This is a genomic window from Pararhodobacter sp., from assembly GCF_036802785.1.
GTDB lineage: Bacteria > Pseudomonadota > Alphaproteobacteria > Rhodobacterales > Rhodobacteraceae > Pararhodobacter.
In genome coordinates, this window is record NZ_DAIRVN010000011.1 from 67,062 (window position 1) to 80,690 (window position 13,629).

The window sequence follows — 13,629 nt, forward strand, 5'->3', positions numbered from 1 at the left end:
GGACCAGAATGAACGACCAGACCTCTCTCGCCGCGGAGGTCGCGCGGGCCTTTCGGGACCACGGGATCACCGCCGCGCTGACCGCCCTGATCGGCGGCACCATCGCCCTGATCGCGGCGATCACGCGCAAGGCCTTCACGAACGAGGCTCTGCTGGACCGCCTTGATCGCGAACTCATCACCGAACGGGACCGGATCGACAAGCAGCGCAGCGAGGACCGCAAGGCGGACGGCGACCGGTTGGACCGGATCGAGACCGATATCCGCTCGATGCGCGACATGCTGTTCGACGCGTTTCAGCGCGGCCGATCCGACTGATCCACCCGACCTTTCCCACCCGCCACCCCACCCGCCCCAGAGGCGGGTTTTTCATTTGGAGGATCCCCCATGCCGACCCTGACCTATGCCCATTTCCGCGACGTGCCTGAGTCTGCCTGGCGCTGGCCCAGCTTTTCCCCAGCCGAAATCGCCTGCCGCGGGACCGGCGCAATCAAGATCAACACCGAAGCCATGGATAAGCTGCAATCCCTGCGCAACCGCCTCGGCAAACCGCTGATCGTGCGCTCCGGCTACCGCAGCCCCAGCCACAACCGCGCCGTCGGCGGGGCCCCGGCATCAAAGCACATGCAGGGGACGGCGTTTGACATCGCCATGTCGAACCATGACCCGGTGGCCTTCATGGCGGCCGCCCGCGCTGTCGGCTTCCTTGGCTTTGGCACCTATCCCCGCTCGGGCTTCATGCACATCGACCTCGGGCCAGCGCGCAGTTGGGGCGAGCCGTTTCCAGTCCGCGCGGTTCCGTTTGTGGCTGAGACGCGCCCAGCGCGCGAGGCGCTTGCAGAGAGCCGGACACTGCGCGGCACCGGGGCGGCAGGCGTGGCAACTGTAGGCGCAGCTGGCGTCGAGGTGGCACAGGAGGCGTTGGCCGAGGCGCAGGGCGCGGTTCTGCCGCTGCTGCCGTATCTCGACACGCTCCGCTGGCTTTTCATCGCACTGGCGCTGGGCGGGATCGCGGTGGCCGTCTGGGCGCGGGTCGATGACTGGAAGAAGGGCCTGCGCTGATGTGGGGCTCTTTGCTGATCGGAGCCCTCGCCCGGCCATGGGCGCGGCAAGCGATGGTGTTTGCACTCGCAGCCCTCACCCTCACCCTGTTCATCCTCAACCTTCGCCGTACGGCCGAGCGCGCTGGCCGCTCAGCCGAACGGATCGACCAACTGGAGCGTCACGATGCCATTCACCGCCAGATGTTGGATGCAGCCGCGCGCCGCCCTCGCAGCCGCGACGATCTTGTTGACCGCCTGCGCGGGGGCGAGTTCTGACACCCCGCGCCGAGCCTGCCCGCCCGTGGTGGAATACAGCCGGGTGGAGCAGGCGCGCGTAGCCGAGGAAGTTGCGGTGCTGCCAGAAGGGGCCGTGATTGCGGAATGGCTGGCGGATTATGCTGTGCTGCGCGCGCAGACGCGGGCGTGCCAGACACCATGAGCCCCCCTAACTCGAAATCGTCTTGGCCGGACGGCCCAGCGCGCATTAAGCTGGCCACATGAACCACGACGACGAGAAGCGCATTGCGGCAAAGCTGGCCAAGATCATGGCCATGCTTTGCGTGCGCAACACGCAGCTCGAAACGCTGCATGCCGGCCTGACCCCCATCACCCGGACCGGCGACTATTCGGACGTCTTTCTTCTGGATGCCGATGGTCGCCGCATCCCCTGGACCGAAGTCTCGCGCATCGATGAAGGTGAATTGCGCGCGCTGATGCGCGACATCGTCAACCGCCTCTATACGTTTCACCTGCATGCGGACGAACCCAAGCTTCAGGCCCAGATCGAGCGCTGGATGGGCGTTGCGTCAAAATGGGACGAGCCAGAAATCGACCCGAGGATGATCGGCAGCAGCGCGAAGCCTCAATAAGGCGCGATGAACCCTGCAAGTGCGGGTGTTCATGGCAGGACGGCCGGGCATGGGTCACGCAGGCATGGATGGTGAAAGGCGGAGCCTCAGTTAGGACCTGCAGGCACAGCTTCAGCCTGGTTCCAACATCCTGAAATTCGTGCCTTGCCTGCACCTTGGGTTCACGCAATGACCGGGAAGCCAGTTTTGCCTGAGAACGCTAAGGGCTCGAAACGTTGCAGATAGGCGTCAATCTCTCCGATCAATTCCTGATCAATCCCTGCCTTTGCGCGCAATTCACCCAGAGCGTCCCGCGCTTTCGCCAAGCCCGTCCATTCGATGTCCGGCGCATTGGGCGCAGACCAACGTTCACGAAGCCAGGCATCAAATTGACCGCGCTCTTCCGGGGAGAGCAGCTCTGGCGCATGGAGTGCGACAAGGCGTCGACCCAGCTGACGCAGGCGCGCGTCGGTGAGGGTCGCGGCAATCTCCTGACGCCGCAGCCAGTCCGCGCGCTGGAACTCGGTCAGCAGGGCTTTGTCAGCGTTACTGTAGAACCCGCCGAAGATCTGCTTCTCAACGGGGGGCAGTGGGGCCGCTGGTTCCTGCGGGAAGCGCGCGGCCAGCGCCTTGGCCACACGGTCTCGAAAGCCGGGCGCCTGCGCGATGACCTCTGCGCGTTGGACGTGCACGGGGCTCGGGTTGGGCACAGTGAGAAGCGCGGGCGACTTGTTGATGGCAAGAGAGCAGATGATTTTCGGCGATGCGTCCACCGCGGCGAAGATCGTGGCATCATCGGCGGCCAGAAGATCAGCCGGATCGGCCCCGTCGAGGTCGAAGAATGCGGCCTGATTGGCGTTACTGGCTGACGTGCCGCAAAAGCAGCCGATCGTCGCGCGGGGCGGGCCGCCGCCAAAACGCTCGACCAGCGCCATGGGCTGGAAGCTGGCAAGCCGGGTCTGCACCGCGGTCTTGTCGCGGTTGGTCAGGATCTCTGCCCAGAGGCCTGGCGCGCGCTGGGCGATCAGTCGCGCAAGATGGATGGTCGCCTCGACATCGCCAAGGGCATCATGGGCGTTATGGGCAACGAAGCCGTTCTGTGGGGCCAAAAGGTCGAGCTTGAAGCGCACGCGGCCTGTTTCATCCACCGGCCAATTGAGCAGATCCGGCTGGCGGTACCAGACCGCATAGAGCGATGTCAGCACATCAAGCCGCGTGTTGCCATTGAACTGGGTCGCGAAAATGTCCGGCTGCAAGTTCTGGTAGAAGGCCTGGCGCAGCATCTCCTCGTCGAAATGAATGCTGTTGAACCCGGTCCATGTCGCGGGCGACCAGCGCTCGATCAGAGCTGCGATGTCTTGGGTGAACTCAAAGAGGTTCGGCAGCGTCGGATCGGTCAGTTGCGCTGGGCGCAATCCGGTAACCGCCAGCGCCCAAGGCGACGGAATGATGTGCGGCGCGACCCGGCAACGCAGATTGACCCGCTCGATCTCCCTGAATGCGTCATCCGTCAGAATGGCCGCGAATTGCAGGGGCTGGTCGAAGGCGGGCGAGATGCCGGTGGTTTCGAGATCATAAAACGCAAATGTCATGAACGCAGCCTACCGTAACGCGTGTGAATCGTCATCCAGCAAACTGTAGGTTCAGTCGAACACTCGACGCACCCGTACCAAAGCTGCCGGTCAAGTAACCCCCGCCGCAAGGCGGCATGCCTGAATGTGGCCGCTCGGATACGACGGATACGACGGATACAAGCTCGCGTTAACAGGTGTGCTTTACGAAGATTTTTTCGCGTTCACCTTAGAAATCCCTTGATCGGGAAATGCAGCCCCCGGCATCAAACCTTGCTCGCCATTATCTTTTTTGCGTTACAGATGGGGTTACCCGTCTGGCCAATCCCGTTATTGGAGCCATCCTTTCATGCTCGATGCCCCTGCTTCTGCCCATCAAGAAGACTATCAAACAGTTCATTCTGCCCATGACCGAGATGCGGCGCACGTCGTGGACGAGCTTGCGTCGAGTTTTCAGGGCCTGAGTGCCATTGAGGCTGAGCGGCGACTCCACCAGCATGGGCCCAATTCGATACCGACCGGCACCCGGCGTCACCCGGTCCTTCGGTTCCTTGGGCATTTCAACAACGCGCTGATCTACTTCCTTCTCGCCGGGGCCGCGGCTGCGGCTGCGCTTGGGCATTTCATCGACACCGGCGTGATCCTCGCCGTCGTTCTGGTCAATGCCGTCGTGGGCTTCCTGCAAGAGGGCAAGGCCGAAGATGCCCTTGCAGCAATCCGCGACATGATCGCGCCAAAGGCCGGTGTGCTGCGCGACGGCAAGCGCATCAGCGTGCCGCAGGCCAACCTTGTTCCGGGCGATGTCGTGTTGATCGAGGCGGGCGACCGCGTTCCAGCGGACTTGCGCTTGTTGCGCGCCCGCAGTCTGCGGATCGACGAGGCGATCCTGACCGGAGAGTCCGTGGCCGCGACCAAGCACACCGACCCCGTTGACGCGAACGCAGCCCTTGGCGACCGCCGGTCGCTTGCCTTTTCCGGTACTTTGGTTGCCACCGGGCAAGGAACGGGCATCGTATATGCAACGGGTTTGCAGACCGAGATCGGCCGCATCAGCGAGCTGCTGGGCGGTGTCGAGGAACTGACGACCCCACTTCTGCGCCAGATCAACCGATTTGGCCAACGGTTCACCCGTTTCGCTTTTGCGGGCGCGGCGGTGCTCTTTGTGTTTGCGGTCACGCTGCGCGGCTACCAATGGGACGAAGCGCTGATGGCTGTCGTCGCGTTGGCGGTCAGTCTGGTGCCAGAGGGCTTGCCTGCCGTCATTACCATCACGCTGGCCATCGGCGTGCAGCGGATGGCGTCGCGCAACGCCGTGATCCGGCGCCTTCCGGCGGTCGAGACGCTTGGGGCCACCTCGGTGATCTGTTCCGACAAGACCGGGACGCTGACCCGCAACGAAATGACCGCCAGGCGCGTTGTGACGGCGGGCGATACGCTGATCGTCGAAGGGTCGGGCTATGCGCCCGGTGCGGACCTTCTGTTCCCCGATACGGATCCGGCGGACAAGGCGGTGCTGCTGCTGATCCGCGCCGGACTGTTGTGCAACGACGCCCGGCTGCGCACTGAGGGGACAGTGTGGCATGTCGAGGGCGACCCGATGGAAGGGGCCCTTGTCACGCTGGCGATGAAGGCCGCATTCAATCCAGAAACCGAGCGCGCGGACTGGGCGCGCAGCGACGAGATTCCCTTTGATGCCGCGCATCGGTTCATGGCCACTTTGCACAGCGTGTCGCCGGCCGGGCATGTGGTGCTGGTCAAGGGTGCGCCCGAAGCCGTTCTGGCCATGTGCGCGCGGCAAGAGGCGTCTGATGGGGCGACGGCGCTGGACGCGGGTTACTGGTCGGACCGGGTCGCAGAGGCCGCCGAACAGGGCGAGCGGGTGCTTGGCTTTGCCATGCGCCACATGCCCGAGGGAACGGCGCGCATCGATTTCCCCGATGTCGAAATCGGGCTGACCTTTCTTGGCATCGTAGGTTTCATCGACCCCCCGCGAGAGGACGCAATCGCTGCCATCGCGGAATGCGCCTCGGCGGGGATCGGCGTGCGGATGATCACGGGTGACCATGCCGCCACCGCCAAGGCCATCGCGCGGCAGCTTGGCCTCGGCGACGATCCCGCCGTGCTGACCGGCCATGACCTTGACCAGTTGTCGGGCGAGGATTTCGCCCAGGCCGTCCGCGACACCATCGTGTTCGCCCGCACCAGCCCCGAGCACAAGTTACGCATCGTGCAGGCGCTTCAGGCCGAGGGGCGGGTGGTCGCGATGACCGGCGACGGGGTGAACGATGCGCCTTCGCTCAAGCAGGCGGATGTCGGCATCGCGATGGGCGTCAAGGGCACCGAGGCCGCCAAGGAAGCCTCGGAAATGGTGCTGATGGATGACAATTTTGCTTCGATCGTCGCCGCTGTGCACGAGGGCCGCACGGTTCATGACAACATCCGCAAGGTGGTGGGCTGGACCCTGCCCACCAATGGCGGTGAGGCACTGACCGTGATCCTCGCCATCCTGTTCAGCTTTGCGATGCCGATGACTCCGGTGCAGATCCTGTGGGTGAACCTGATCCTTGCCGCCACACTGGGCCTTGCGCTGGCCTTTGAGCCGTCCGAGCCGGGTGTGATGCGCCGGGCCCCGCGCCGTCCGGATGCGGGGCTACTGACGCCCTTTATCCTGTGGCGCGTGATCATCGTGTCGATCATGTTCGCCGCGATTTCTCTGGGCGTGTTCTTCTGGGCGCTGGAACAGGGGCGCGATCTGGAAACTGCGCGGACCATGGTGGTGAACACTCTGGTGGTGCTGGAGATCTTCTATCTCTTCAGCGTGCGGTTCCTGCATATGACGTCCTTCACTTATACCGGGGTGAAGGGCACGACGCCGGTGTGGATCGCGCTGGCGGTCGTCGTGGCCGGGCAGCTTGCCTTTACCTATCTGCCGATCATGAACACGATCTTCGGATCGCGTCCGCTCACGCTCGGGGAGGGAGCACTGATCATCGCGCTCGGGGCGGCGAGCTTCGTGCTTCTCGAGGTCGAGAAGCATTTCATCCGCCACCGCTTTCGGGATGACTAGCCACCCTGACAGCTTCGACAGGCGGCGCCCGGAACGCCGCCGCTGTCAGAACGGCAAGATCAGGGGCACCAGCAAGACACTGGTGAGCAGGCAAACGATCGCGAAAGGTACGCCGATCCGAAGGAAATCGGTGAAGCGGTAATTGCCCGGCCCGACGACAAGCGTGTTCACGGGCGACGAGACAGGTGTCATGAAGGCCGCCGAAGCCGCCAGCGCCACGGTCATCGCAAAGGGATAGGGGGATGCGCCAAGCGCGGCTGCGACGGCCAGCGCCACCGGGGCCATGAGGACGGCGGTGGCCGTGTTCGAGATGAACAGGCTCAGCGCTGCGGTCGCCACGAAGATCGCGGCCAGCACCACCCGGGGCGAGGCGCCGTCCAGAGCAGCCAGAAGCGCCCCGGCTGCGATCTCGACCCCGCCAGTGCGCTGCAGCGCCAACGAGAAGGGAAGCATGCCCACGATCAGGATCAGGCTTTGCCAGTGGATCGACCGGTAGGCGCCTGCCATGTCGATGCAGCGAAACAGGCCCAGCAGCAAACAGCCGAACAGCGCCGCTTGCACATTCGGCACAATCCCCCAGACCATCAGCACCACGACTAGCGCCAGCACGCCAACTGCCAGTGGGGCGCGATGGCGTGCGGGCACGACCTCGTCGGCCTCGGCAGGCAGGTCCAGCAGGATCAGGTCGCGCCGTTCCTCGGCCAGTTTGCGGATCGCGCGCCAGGGGCCGACGGTCAGCAGCGTGTCGCCCGCGCGCAGGGGCTCGTCGATCACGCCCTGGGGTACCGGCTTCGTGCCGTGCTTCATCCCGATGACCGACAGGTCATGGACGCTGCGGAAGCGGGCACCGGTCACGGTCTGACCGATTAGGCGCGAGGTTGGCGGCACGAGGATCTGCGCCATGCCGATTTCCTGCGCCCTGTCGGTGAACCACTGGCCGGAGACCGGCAGCGCGACCAGATCGTGCGCCTGTGCGAAGGCGTCGAGATCGAACCCGGCCTCGCCTTCGCGTGCGCGTTGGTCGATCAGGAGGATGTCGCCCGCTTCCAGTATCGTTTCGGCGCGAGGCTGGACCAGCTTGCGACGGAACCGGCTATCCCGCTCGATCGCGATGATATTGATTCCTGCACTTGCGCGCAGGTCCAATGCATCCAGCCGTTTGCCTGCGAGGTTTGAGCCTGCACGAAGCTGCAACCGGTGCTCCCGCGCGGCGAGGTCGTAGTCCGAAACCCAGCCGGTCAGGGCCGCGCGAATGGGCAGTACAGGCGCGGGGCCAGGGGCGAGGAACCGCCGTGCGACCAGCATGTAGAGGATCGCCAGCACCAGGATCGGCACGCCGAACGGGGTGAAGGCGAAGAAGCCAAAGCCGTCATGGCCCTGCCGCATCAGTTCGGAATGGACGACCAGGTTGGGTGCAGTCGCAACCAGCGTCATCATCCCGCTGATCAGCGCCGCCATCGACAAGGGCATCATCAGCCGACCGGCCGGAATGCGGGCGTTGCGCGCGATACGCAGTACGATGGGGATGAAGATCGCCACCACCCCGGTCGAGGACATGAACGACCCCACGCCTGCCACGATCACCATCAGAAGGAAGATCAGCTTCGCCTCGCTGGCACCGGCCCGCGCGGTCAGCCAGTCGCCAAGGCGCTGCGCGACGCCGGTGCGCACCAGCGCCTCGCCGATCACGAACAGGGCCGCGATCAGCACGATATTCGGGTCCGACAGCCCGACCAGCGCCTCGGACATGGTGATCACGCCCGTCATCGGCAGCGCGACCATCATGATCACCGCAACCACATCCATGCGCGGCCGGTTGATGGCGAACATCACCACCGCTGCCCCGAGCAGGGCAAGGACCATGGCCAGCTCGTACATGAGCTACACCCCGCAGAGCGGCGAGGGGCGGGAAGTGAGATGTGCTATGCGGCAATTCATGCCTGCGGGGGCACGGCCAGTATGTCGATCTCCAGACTGCCCATCAACTCCTGCGCCACGCTGCCCAGAAACAGCCGCTTGACGCCGGACAGACCGCGCGTGCCGATCACGAGAAGGTCGGGCTTTGCCTGTTCTACAAGACCGGCGATGGCATCTGCTCCGACACCCTCGATGATCCGCGCACTGTAGCTCAGATCGCCGAGATCGAGGCCCTGGATGAACCGCCCCAGCTCGCGGCGCGTGGACTGGAATTCGCGCTCCGCTTCCTCATGGACCCGCTCGATGGGGATACCGGCATGGGTCATCATCTGGCGCGTGATCGGCGCGTAACCGTGAACGAAGGTGACATCAGCATTGTCCAGCAAGCCAAGCGCATGTGCCTTGCGAGCGGCATGGCCCGATGCGTCCGACATGTCGGTGGCGATAAATACCTTCCGCCAGCGCTCGCCTGTTCTGGAGTTGGCCATCAGGACGGGACGCCCCGCGGTACGGGTGACACGCTCGATCGTGGTGCCGGTGAAGATATCGCGCAGGAACTGGCGCCGATGCGCGCCCATCACGATCAGATCCGCTTCGCGGGCCTGGGCTTCCTCACCTATGGCGTTAAAGGCATGGCCCGTCACAACTGCGACCTCTGTTTGCGGCGGCGCGCCAAGGCCTGTGATCTGGTCCAACAGGAAGGTCTCGGCGTTGGAGATTTCTTCGTGCACTCGGCTCTCGACCAGATCATCCTCGACGACATGCAACACCGCAAGTTTGGCACCGCTTGCCTCGGCAAGCTGAACGGCCCGTTGTACAGCGGGCTTTGCGCGAGACGACAGGTCGGAGGCGACGAGGATGGATTTGAGCATGGCACCAGAGGATTACGGTTCTTTTTGCGGTATAATCCTATTATGACATTGAAATTCCGTCATGAAAACCCGGAAACCCTGATGAGCCAGAGGCGTGACCAATCGCCTTTGTCACAGCTATGATGGCGGTGGCCCAGACCGTGCTGGCGATGGTGGTTTGGATGACAGTGTGCTGCGTCCCGCTTCGGAACCTGATGGACCCCGGATTGTCCGGTTGGCGGGATCTGCGCGTCGACCACGATACAGCGGACGCCACCGATTGATGCGTGAAATCAAGCATCTGATCTCAACCCCGACGGCTGCGGGGATTGACCATAGTCTGAAAAAACCTCATTCAGGAAGGGGCTTCCCAACCATCTTTCCACCAAAGCCGCACCTGCGGTTATCGGCCATGTCATGGATGTCATCTCGCTCGTCGGCATCGTTGCCGCGCTCTTTGTTGTTATCTCCCTGAGCGAGCCTCTGGCCGACCGCGCCCGGCTGCCCTACACGGTGGTGCTGGCTCTCATCGGAACGCTGATTGGCCTTGCGGCCGTTCTCCTCGTCGATCACGGTCGCGAGCTTCTGGGCTTGCCGCTGGCTGTCGAACTGTTCGAGTTCAACATCCGCGCCAGCGTCTTTCTTTACGTCCTGCTGCCGACGCTGCTGTTCCAGGTTTCGCTGGGGCTGAACCTGCGCCGCATGGCTGACGACTGGGTGCCGATCCTGGTCATGGCTGTGCTGGCGGTGGTGGTCGCGACCTTCGCCATCGGCTTCGCGCTGACCCCTTTCACGACACTGCCCCTGATGGCGTGCCTGATGCTCGGCGCGATCGTTGCGACGACCGATCCCTCGGCCGTGGTCTCGATCTTTCGCAACATTGCCGCCCCCCAGCGTCTGACCCGGATCGTCGAGGGTGAAAGCCTTCTGAACGACGCTGCCGCCATCGCGCTGTTCGGGTTCTTCCTGACCTTTGTCATGCTGGGAGTGCCCAACCCGACCTTGCGCGATGCGCTGGTGGGCTTTCCGCTGCTGGTCTTTGGTGGCATCGGGATCGGCTGGGTGTTCGCGCGCATCTGCATTTCGCTCTTTGCGCTGATGAGCCGTTACCCTCTGGCGCAAGTTTCCCTCAGCGTGGCGCTGCCTTACGTCACCTATCTCGTTGCCGATCAAGTTCTCGGCGTCTCTGGTGTTATCGCCGTCGTCATGGCCGGGATGACGCTTAACTACCTTGGGCCCGGACGCCTTTCGCCCGGCAACTGGACCAACCTGCGCGAGGTCTGGGATGTTCTGGCCCATTGGGCCGGTGCGCTCATCTTCCTTTTGGCAGCCTTTCTTGTGCCCCGCCTTCTGGCGGATGTGCAACTGCGCGACGTTGCGCTGATCGGGGTGGTGATCCTGGCTGCGACCGCGGCACGACTGTTCATGCTGTATCTTGTTCTGCCACTGCTGACCGCGATGAAACTATCGCCACGAGTGGACCGACCATATCGCGTTGCTATCCTCTGGGGAGGCCTGCGCGGCGCCGTTACTTTGGCTCTGGCGCTGGCCGTGACCGAGAACCTGCGCGTGCCGCTGGAGATCAAGCGCGAGGTCGGTATTCTGGCAACCGGCTTCACACTTTACACGCTGCTGTTTCAGGGAACGACCCTGCGCTGGATCATCTCGCTTCTTGGCCTCGACAAGCTGTCGCGGCTGGATCGCGCTCTGTCGAACCAAGTGATTGCCGTCGCTCTGGAAAACGTGCGCGAGGAAGTCGCGAACACCGCGCAGCGCCATGAACTGACCCGCGAGATCGTGAGGTCCGAGGCCAAGCGCTTTGCCGAACGCCTGGACAGCGCGATGTCGAAGGCCGAGGGGGTCGACGAAATCCCGGATCGCGACAGGATCACCCTTGGCCTTGTTGCGCTCGCTGGTCGCGAGCGGGACATGATCCTCGAGGCGTTCCGGGAACAACAGATATCGGCACGATTGGCCGAACAGATGCTATCAGACGCCGACCGCTTGATCGAACGCACGCGGGCTGGTGGGCGCGACGAATACCGAGCGACGGGGCGCCTGAGTCTTGCTCAAGGGCGCTGGTATCGCGTGGCGATTTTCCTTCACAACCGACTGCGGCTCTCGGGCTCGCTGGGTCGGATGACGGCTGACCGCTTCGAGATCCTGCTGAATCAACGCCTCACCTTGCGGGATCTGCACGGTTATATCGATGGCAAGATCCGGCGTATCCATGGCCGCCGCGTGGCCGATCTCCTGCATGAGCTGCTGAAGCGTCGCGAGGAGGAAACCCAATCAGCGCTGGACGGGCTTCGTCTGCAATATCCCGGTTATGCCGAAGAGATCGAACGCCGTTTTATCCGCCGCACATCGCTCCGGCTTGAGGAGCGCGAATACGATATTCTGTATCAGGATGGCCTCATCGGCCGAGAGCTGTACACTACGCTCAAAAAGGAGCTGGGCGAGAAACGGAAACGCGCTGAAACACGCCCCGCGCTTGACCTTGCAGTGCAGAAGACCGAACTGGTGCGCCAGTTTCCGCTTTTTGCCAACATGGAGGAACAAAGCCGCGCCCGTCTCGCCCGCACGCTCCGGGCACGTTACGTCCAGCCCGGCGAAGTGCTTATGCGCAAGGGTGACGTGCCGCGCGAAGTCTGCTTCATCGCGTCAGGGGCCGTCGAGGTCGAGACAGCAGGTCAGAAAAGTAAGCTCGGTCGCGGAGAGATGTTCGGACAGTTGTCGCTTCTCAGTCGCCAAACTCGCCGAACCCAGATCACCGCGATCACCCATTCGACCCTGCTGGTCCTTGACGAGGCACGCTTCCGGCGCTTGCTGGAAAAGAGCGAAATGCTTCGCGCGGCAGTGAAGGAGAGCGCCGAAAAGCGAGGGCTTTCGACCGAAGCGCTCGGTCTGTAGCCGCAGTAAAACTGGCTCATCCAAAGTGCGCAGTCACGGTCTAAACTTCACGCAATCTGTCCCGGTCTGACGGCCGCTTTGGGCAGCGCTGGTCTTCCGAAGGCAGGCCATCTCTCTGCTGGTTCGACCATTATCGCTCTATGCGCACAACAGCCGCGTTACGGCGCCTCAGTGCTCGGCTGCTTTCATAGGAAACGGCTAATGCTATGCCGTGCTGCCGTCAGGCGGCTCTCCGCCCTCCACGTCGATGGCGGAACATGCTGCGATCTGCACGATCGTCAGCAATGCGGTTGAGCCGAAAATCTCTCAAGTTTGTGTTGCGCAGCTGATGTGCAGATTTCGGCCACTACTCAAATCAGTTTTTTCGCGCCGGAGGCGAAGACGCTACTGGACCGATATCGGCTTAAGCATGCCATCGGTGTCCAGTTTCAGCGCACTGCGCCAGAGCGGGGTCTTGAAGACATGGCACACATGCTTGCCCGGGCTGGTCTCGCGGGTCTCCACCAGTAGCCCCGCCCACTCCAGGGGCAGAAGAACGCAACACGAGAACGCGGCCATCTCGCGCCAGCCGGCCGTGTGCCAATCCTTCGGCTCTCCATAGAAGGCTTCGAACAAGGCGGCCTCGGTCGTGCCGTGGTCGGCCTCGACGTTGATGACGTTCATCCAGACGTCCCATTTCCCGAAGGGGCGATCATCGAAGCGCGCGTAGGAGGCGTGATCGATCCGCAGTACGAAGTGTGGGATCAGTTCGGCAAACAGGCGGCCCGGAGCGTGCGCCAACTCGGCGCCCCGCTTAGTCAGCCGGAACTCGCCCTTGAAGTGCCGCCCCAGGCGGAGAGAGATCAGCAGGTAGTGGAGCACCTCGAGCGGCGGGAATTCGTATTCGTTGATGACCTTATTGTAGCGGAACATCTCGTCCGCGCTTTTGCCCGGCCAGCCGAAATGCTCGACGGCCCAATGGACGAAGACGCGCTTGAACGCCTTGGTCTTGGTCAGGCCGATCGAGCCATGTTCTTGAGCGTATTTAAGGGTCAGGAGTGCTGCGCGCAGCATGGGCGAATGCGCGAGATCGGGATGGTCATCAGGGAGTTGGCGGAATTCGATCATGTGCCCTTCATGGCACAAGCTGAACGTTGCTGCCAAGCGGGCGGAGGGGGCTGCTTGGCAGGCGGCAAACAAGATCGCGGGCAATTCGGCCCAACGCCGGAGAATGTCACCGGCTGTCGCTGGGCACCGGTGATTGTCGATGATTACGGCTGCCGGGCGGGGGTCGACTCTCAAAACGTTGACATGGCGTTGACATGAAATGCAACGCGTGAAGCCCGACTGTTTAAGTCGGGTTCTATCTATTTGATATCACGTAATTTTTTGGTTGCGGGGGTAGGATTTGAACCTACGACCTTCAGGTTATGAGCCTGAC

The 13,629-nt window shown here is 63.1% G+C and carries 11 protein-coding genes; 7 read left to right on the forward strand and 4 right to left on the reverse strand.

Annotated features, from left to right (window positions below; genetic code table 11):
- Positions 1 to 8: 8 nt before the first annotated feature.
- The 5 genes from V7Q53_RS06250 to V7Q53_RS06270 all read left to right on the forward strand — a co-directional run bounded on the left by V7Q53_RS06250 (position 9) and on the right by V7Q53_RS06270 (position 1,911).
- The gene (locus tag V7Q53_RS06250; RefSeq protein ID WP_333827598.1) at positions 9 to 317 is read left to right on the forward strand and encodes a hypothetical protein; all 309 of its coding nucleotides are present in this window, start codon (positions 9 to 11) and stop codon (positions 315 to 317) included.
- A gap of 69 nt (positions 318 to 386) precedes the next feature.
- On the forward strand, positions 387 to 1,061 hold the full coding sequence (locus V7Q53_RS06255) for a YcbK family protein (RefSeq protein ID WP_333827599.1): 675 nt from the start codon (positions 387 to 389) through the stop codon (positions 1,059 to 1,061).
- Positions 1,061 to 1,318, forward strand: a complete 258-nt coding sequence (locus V7Q53_RS06260) for a hypothetical protein (RefSeq protein WP_333827600.1) — start codon at positions 1,061 to 1,063, stop codon at positions 1,316 to 1,318. The genes V7Q53_RS06255 and V7Q53_RS06260 overlap by 1 nt, the downstream gene beginning before the upstream one ends.
- Positions 1,319 to 1,343: 25 nt before the next feature.
- Entirely contained in the window at positions 1,344 to 1,481 is a 138-nt protein-coding gene (locus V7Q53_RS06265; protein WP_333827601.1) for a hypothetical protein, read from the forward strand.
- 58 nt (positions 1,482 to 1,539) lie between these two features.
- Positions 1,540 to 1,911 (forward strand): hypothetical protein, encoded by a 372-nt coding sequence (locus tag V7Q53_RS06270; protein ID WP_333827602.1) that lies wholly within the window; start codon positions 1,540 to 1,542, stop codon positions 1,909 to 1,911.
- 161 nt (positions 1,912 to 2,072) lie between these two features.
- On the opposite strand, the gene V7Q53_RS06275 is transcribed toward V7Q53_RS06270, so the two are convergent.
- Positions 2,073 to 3,482, reverse strand: coding sequence for an exonuclease domain-containing protein (locus tag V7Q53_RS06275; RefSeq protein ID WP_333827603.1), 1,410 nt, complete (start codon positions 3,480 to 3,482; stop codon positions 2,073 to 2,075).
- Positions 3,483 to 3,810: 328 nt separating this feature from the next.
- Here V7Q53_RS06275 and V7Q53_RS06280 point away from each other — a divergent pair, with 328 nt between their 5' ends.
- Positions 3,811 to 6,528, forward strand: a complete 2,718-nt coding sequence (locus V7Q53_RS06280) for an HAD-IC family P-type ATPase (protein WP_333827604.1) — start codon at positions 3,811 to 3,813, stop codon at positions 6,526 to 6,528.
- 45 nt (positions 6,529 to 6,573) lie between these two features.
- Here the strand turns inward: V7Q53_RS06280 and V7Q53_RS06285 are convergent, their stop codons facing one another.
- Entirely contained in the window at positions 6,574 to 8,406 is a 1,833-nt protein-coding gene (locus V7Q53_RS06285; RefSeq protein WP_333827605.1) for an SLC13 family permease, read from the reverse strand.
- 56 nt (positions 8,407 to 8,462) lie between these two features.
- On the reverse strand, positions 8,463 to 9,317 hold the full coding sequence (locus tag V7Q53_RS06290) for a universal stress protein (protein WP_333827606.1): 855 nt from the start codon (positions 9,315 to 9,317) through the stop codon (positions 8,463 to 8,465).
- Positions 9,318 to 9,713: 396 nt separating this feature from the next.
- On the opposite strand from V7Q53_RS06290, the gene V7Q53_RS06295 reads away from it, so the two are divergent.
- The gene (locus tag V7Q53_RS06295; RefSeq protein WP_333827607.1) at positions 9,714 to 12,209 is read left to right on the forward strand and encodes a cation:proton antiporter; all 2,496 of its coding nucleotides are present in this window, start codon (positions 9,714 to 9,716) and stop codon (positions 12,207 to 12,209) included.
- A 384-nt stretch (positions 12,210 to 12,593) separates the two neighbouring features.
- Here the strand turns inward: V7Q53_RS06295 and V7Q53_RS06300 are convergent, their stop codons facing one another.
- On the reverse strand, positions 12,594 to 13,316 hold the full coding sequence (locus V7Q53_RS06300; RefSeq protein ID WP_333827608.1) for a hypothetical protein: 723 nt from the start codon (positions 13,314 to 13,316) through the stop codon (positions 12,594 to 12,596).
- Between the last annotated feature and the right edge of the window lie 313 nt (positions 13,317 to 13,629).

Coding starts and splice junctions, on each gene's coding strand:
- V7Q53_RS06250 (WP_333827598.1), top strand. CDS start 9: ATGAACGACCAGACCTCTCTCGCCGCGGAGGTCGCGCGGGCCTTTCGG.
- V7Q53_RS06255 (WP_333827599.1), top strand. CDS start 387: ATGCCGACCCTGACCTATGCCCATTTCCGCGACGTGCCTGAGTCTGCC.
- V7Q53_RS06260 (WP_333827600.1), top strand. CDS start 1,061: ATGTGGGGCTCTTTGCTGATCGGAGCCCTCGCCCGGCCATGGGCGCGG.
- V7Q53_RS06270 (WP_333827602.1), top strand. CDS start 1,540: ATGAACCACGACGACGAGAAGCGCATTGCGGCAAAGCTGGCCAAGATC.
- V7Q53_RS06275 (WP_333827603.1), bottom strand. CDS start 3,482: ATGACATTTGCGTTTTATGATCTCGAAACCACCGGCATCTCGCCCGCC.
- V7Q53_RS06280 (WP_333827604.1), top strand. CDS start 3,811: ATGCTCGATGCCCCTGCTTCTGCCCATCAAGAAGACTATCAAACAGTT.
- V7Q53_RS06285 (WP_333827605.1), bottom strand. CDS start 8,406: ATGTACGAGCTGGCCATGGTCCTTGCCCTGCTCGGGGCAGCGGTGGTG.
- V7Q53_RS06290 (WP_333827606.1), bottom strand. CDS start 9,317: ATGCTCAAATCCATCCTCGTCGCCTCCGACCTGTCGTCTCGCGCAAAG.
- V7Q53_RS06295 (WP_333827607.1), top strand. CDS start 9,714: ATGGATGTCATCTCGCTCGTCGGCATCGTTGCCGCGCTCTTTGTTGTT.
- V7Q53_RS06300 (WP_333827608.1), bottom strand. CDS start 13,316: ATGATCGAATTCCGCCAACTCCCTGATGACCATCCCGATCTCGCGCAT.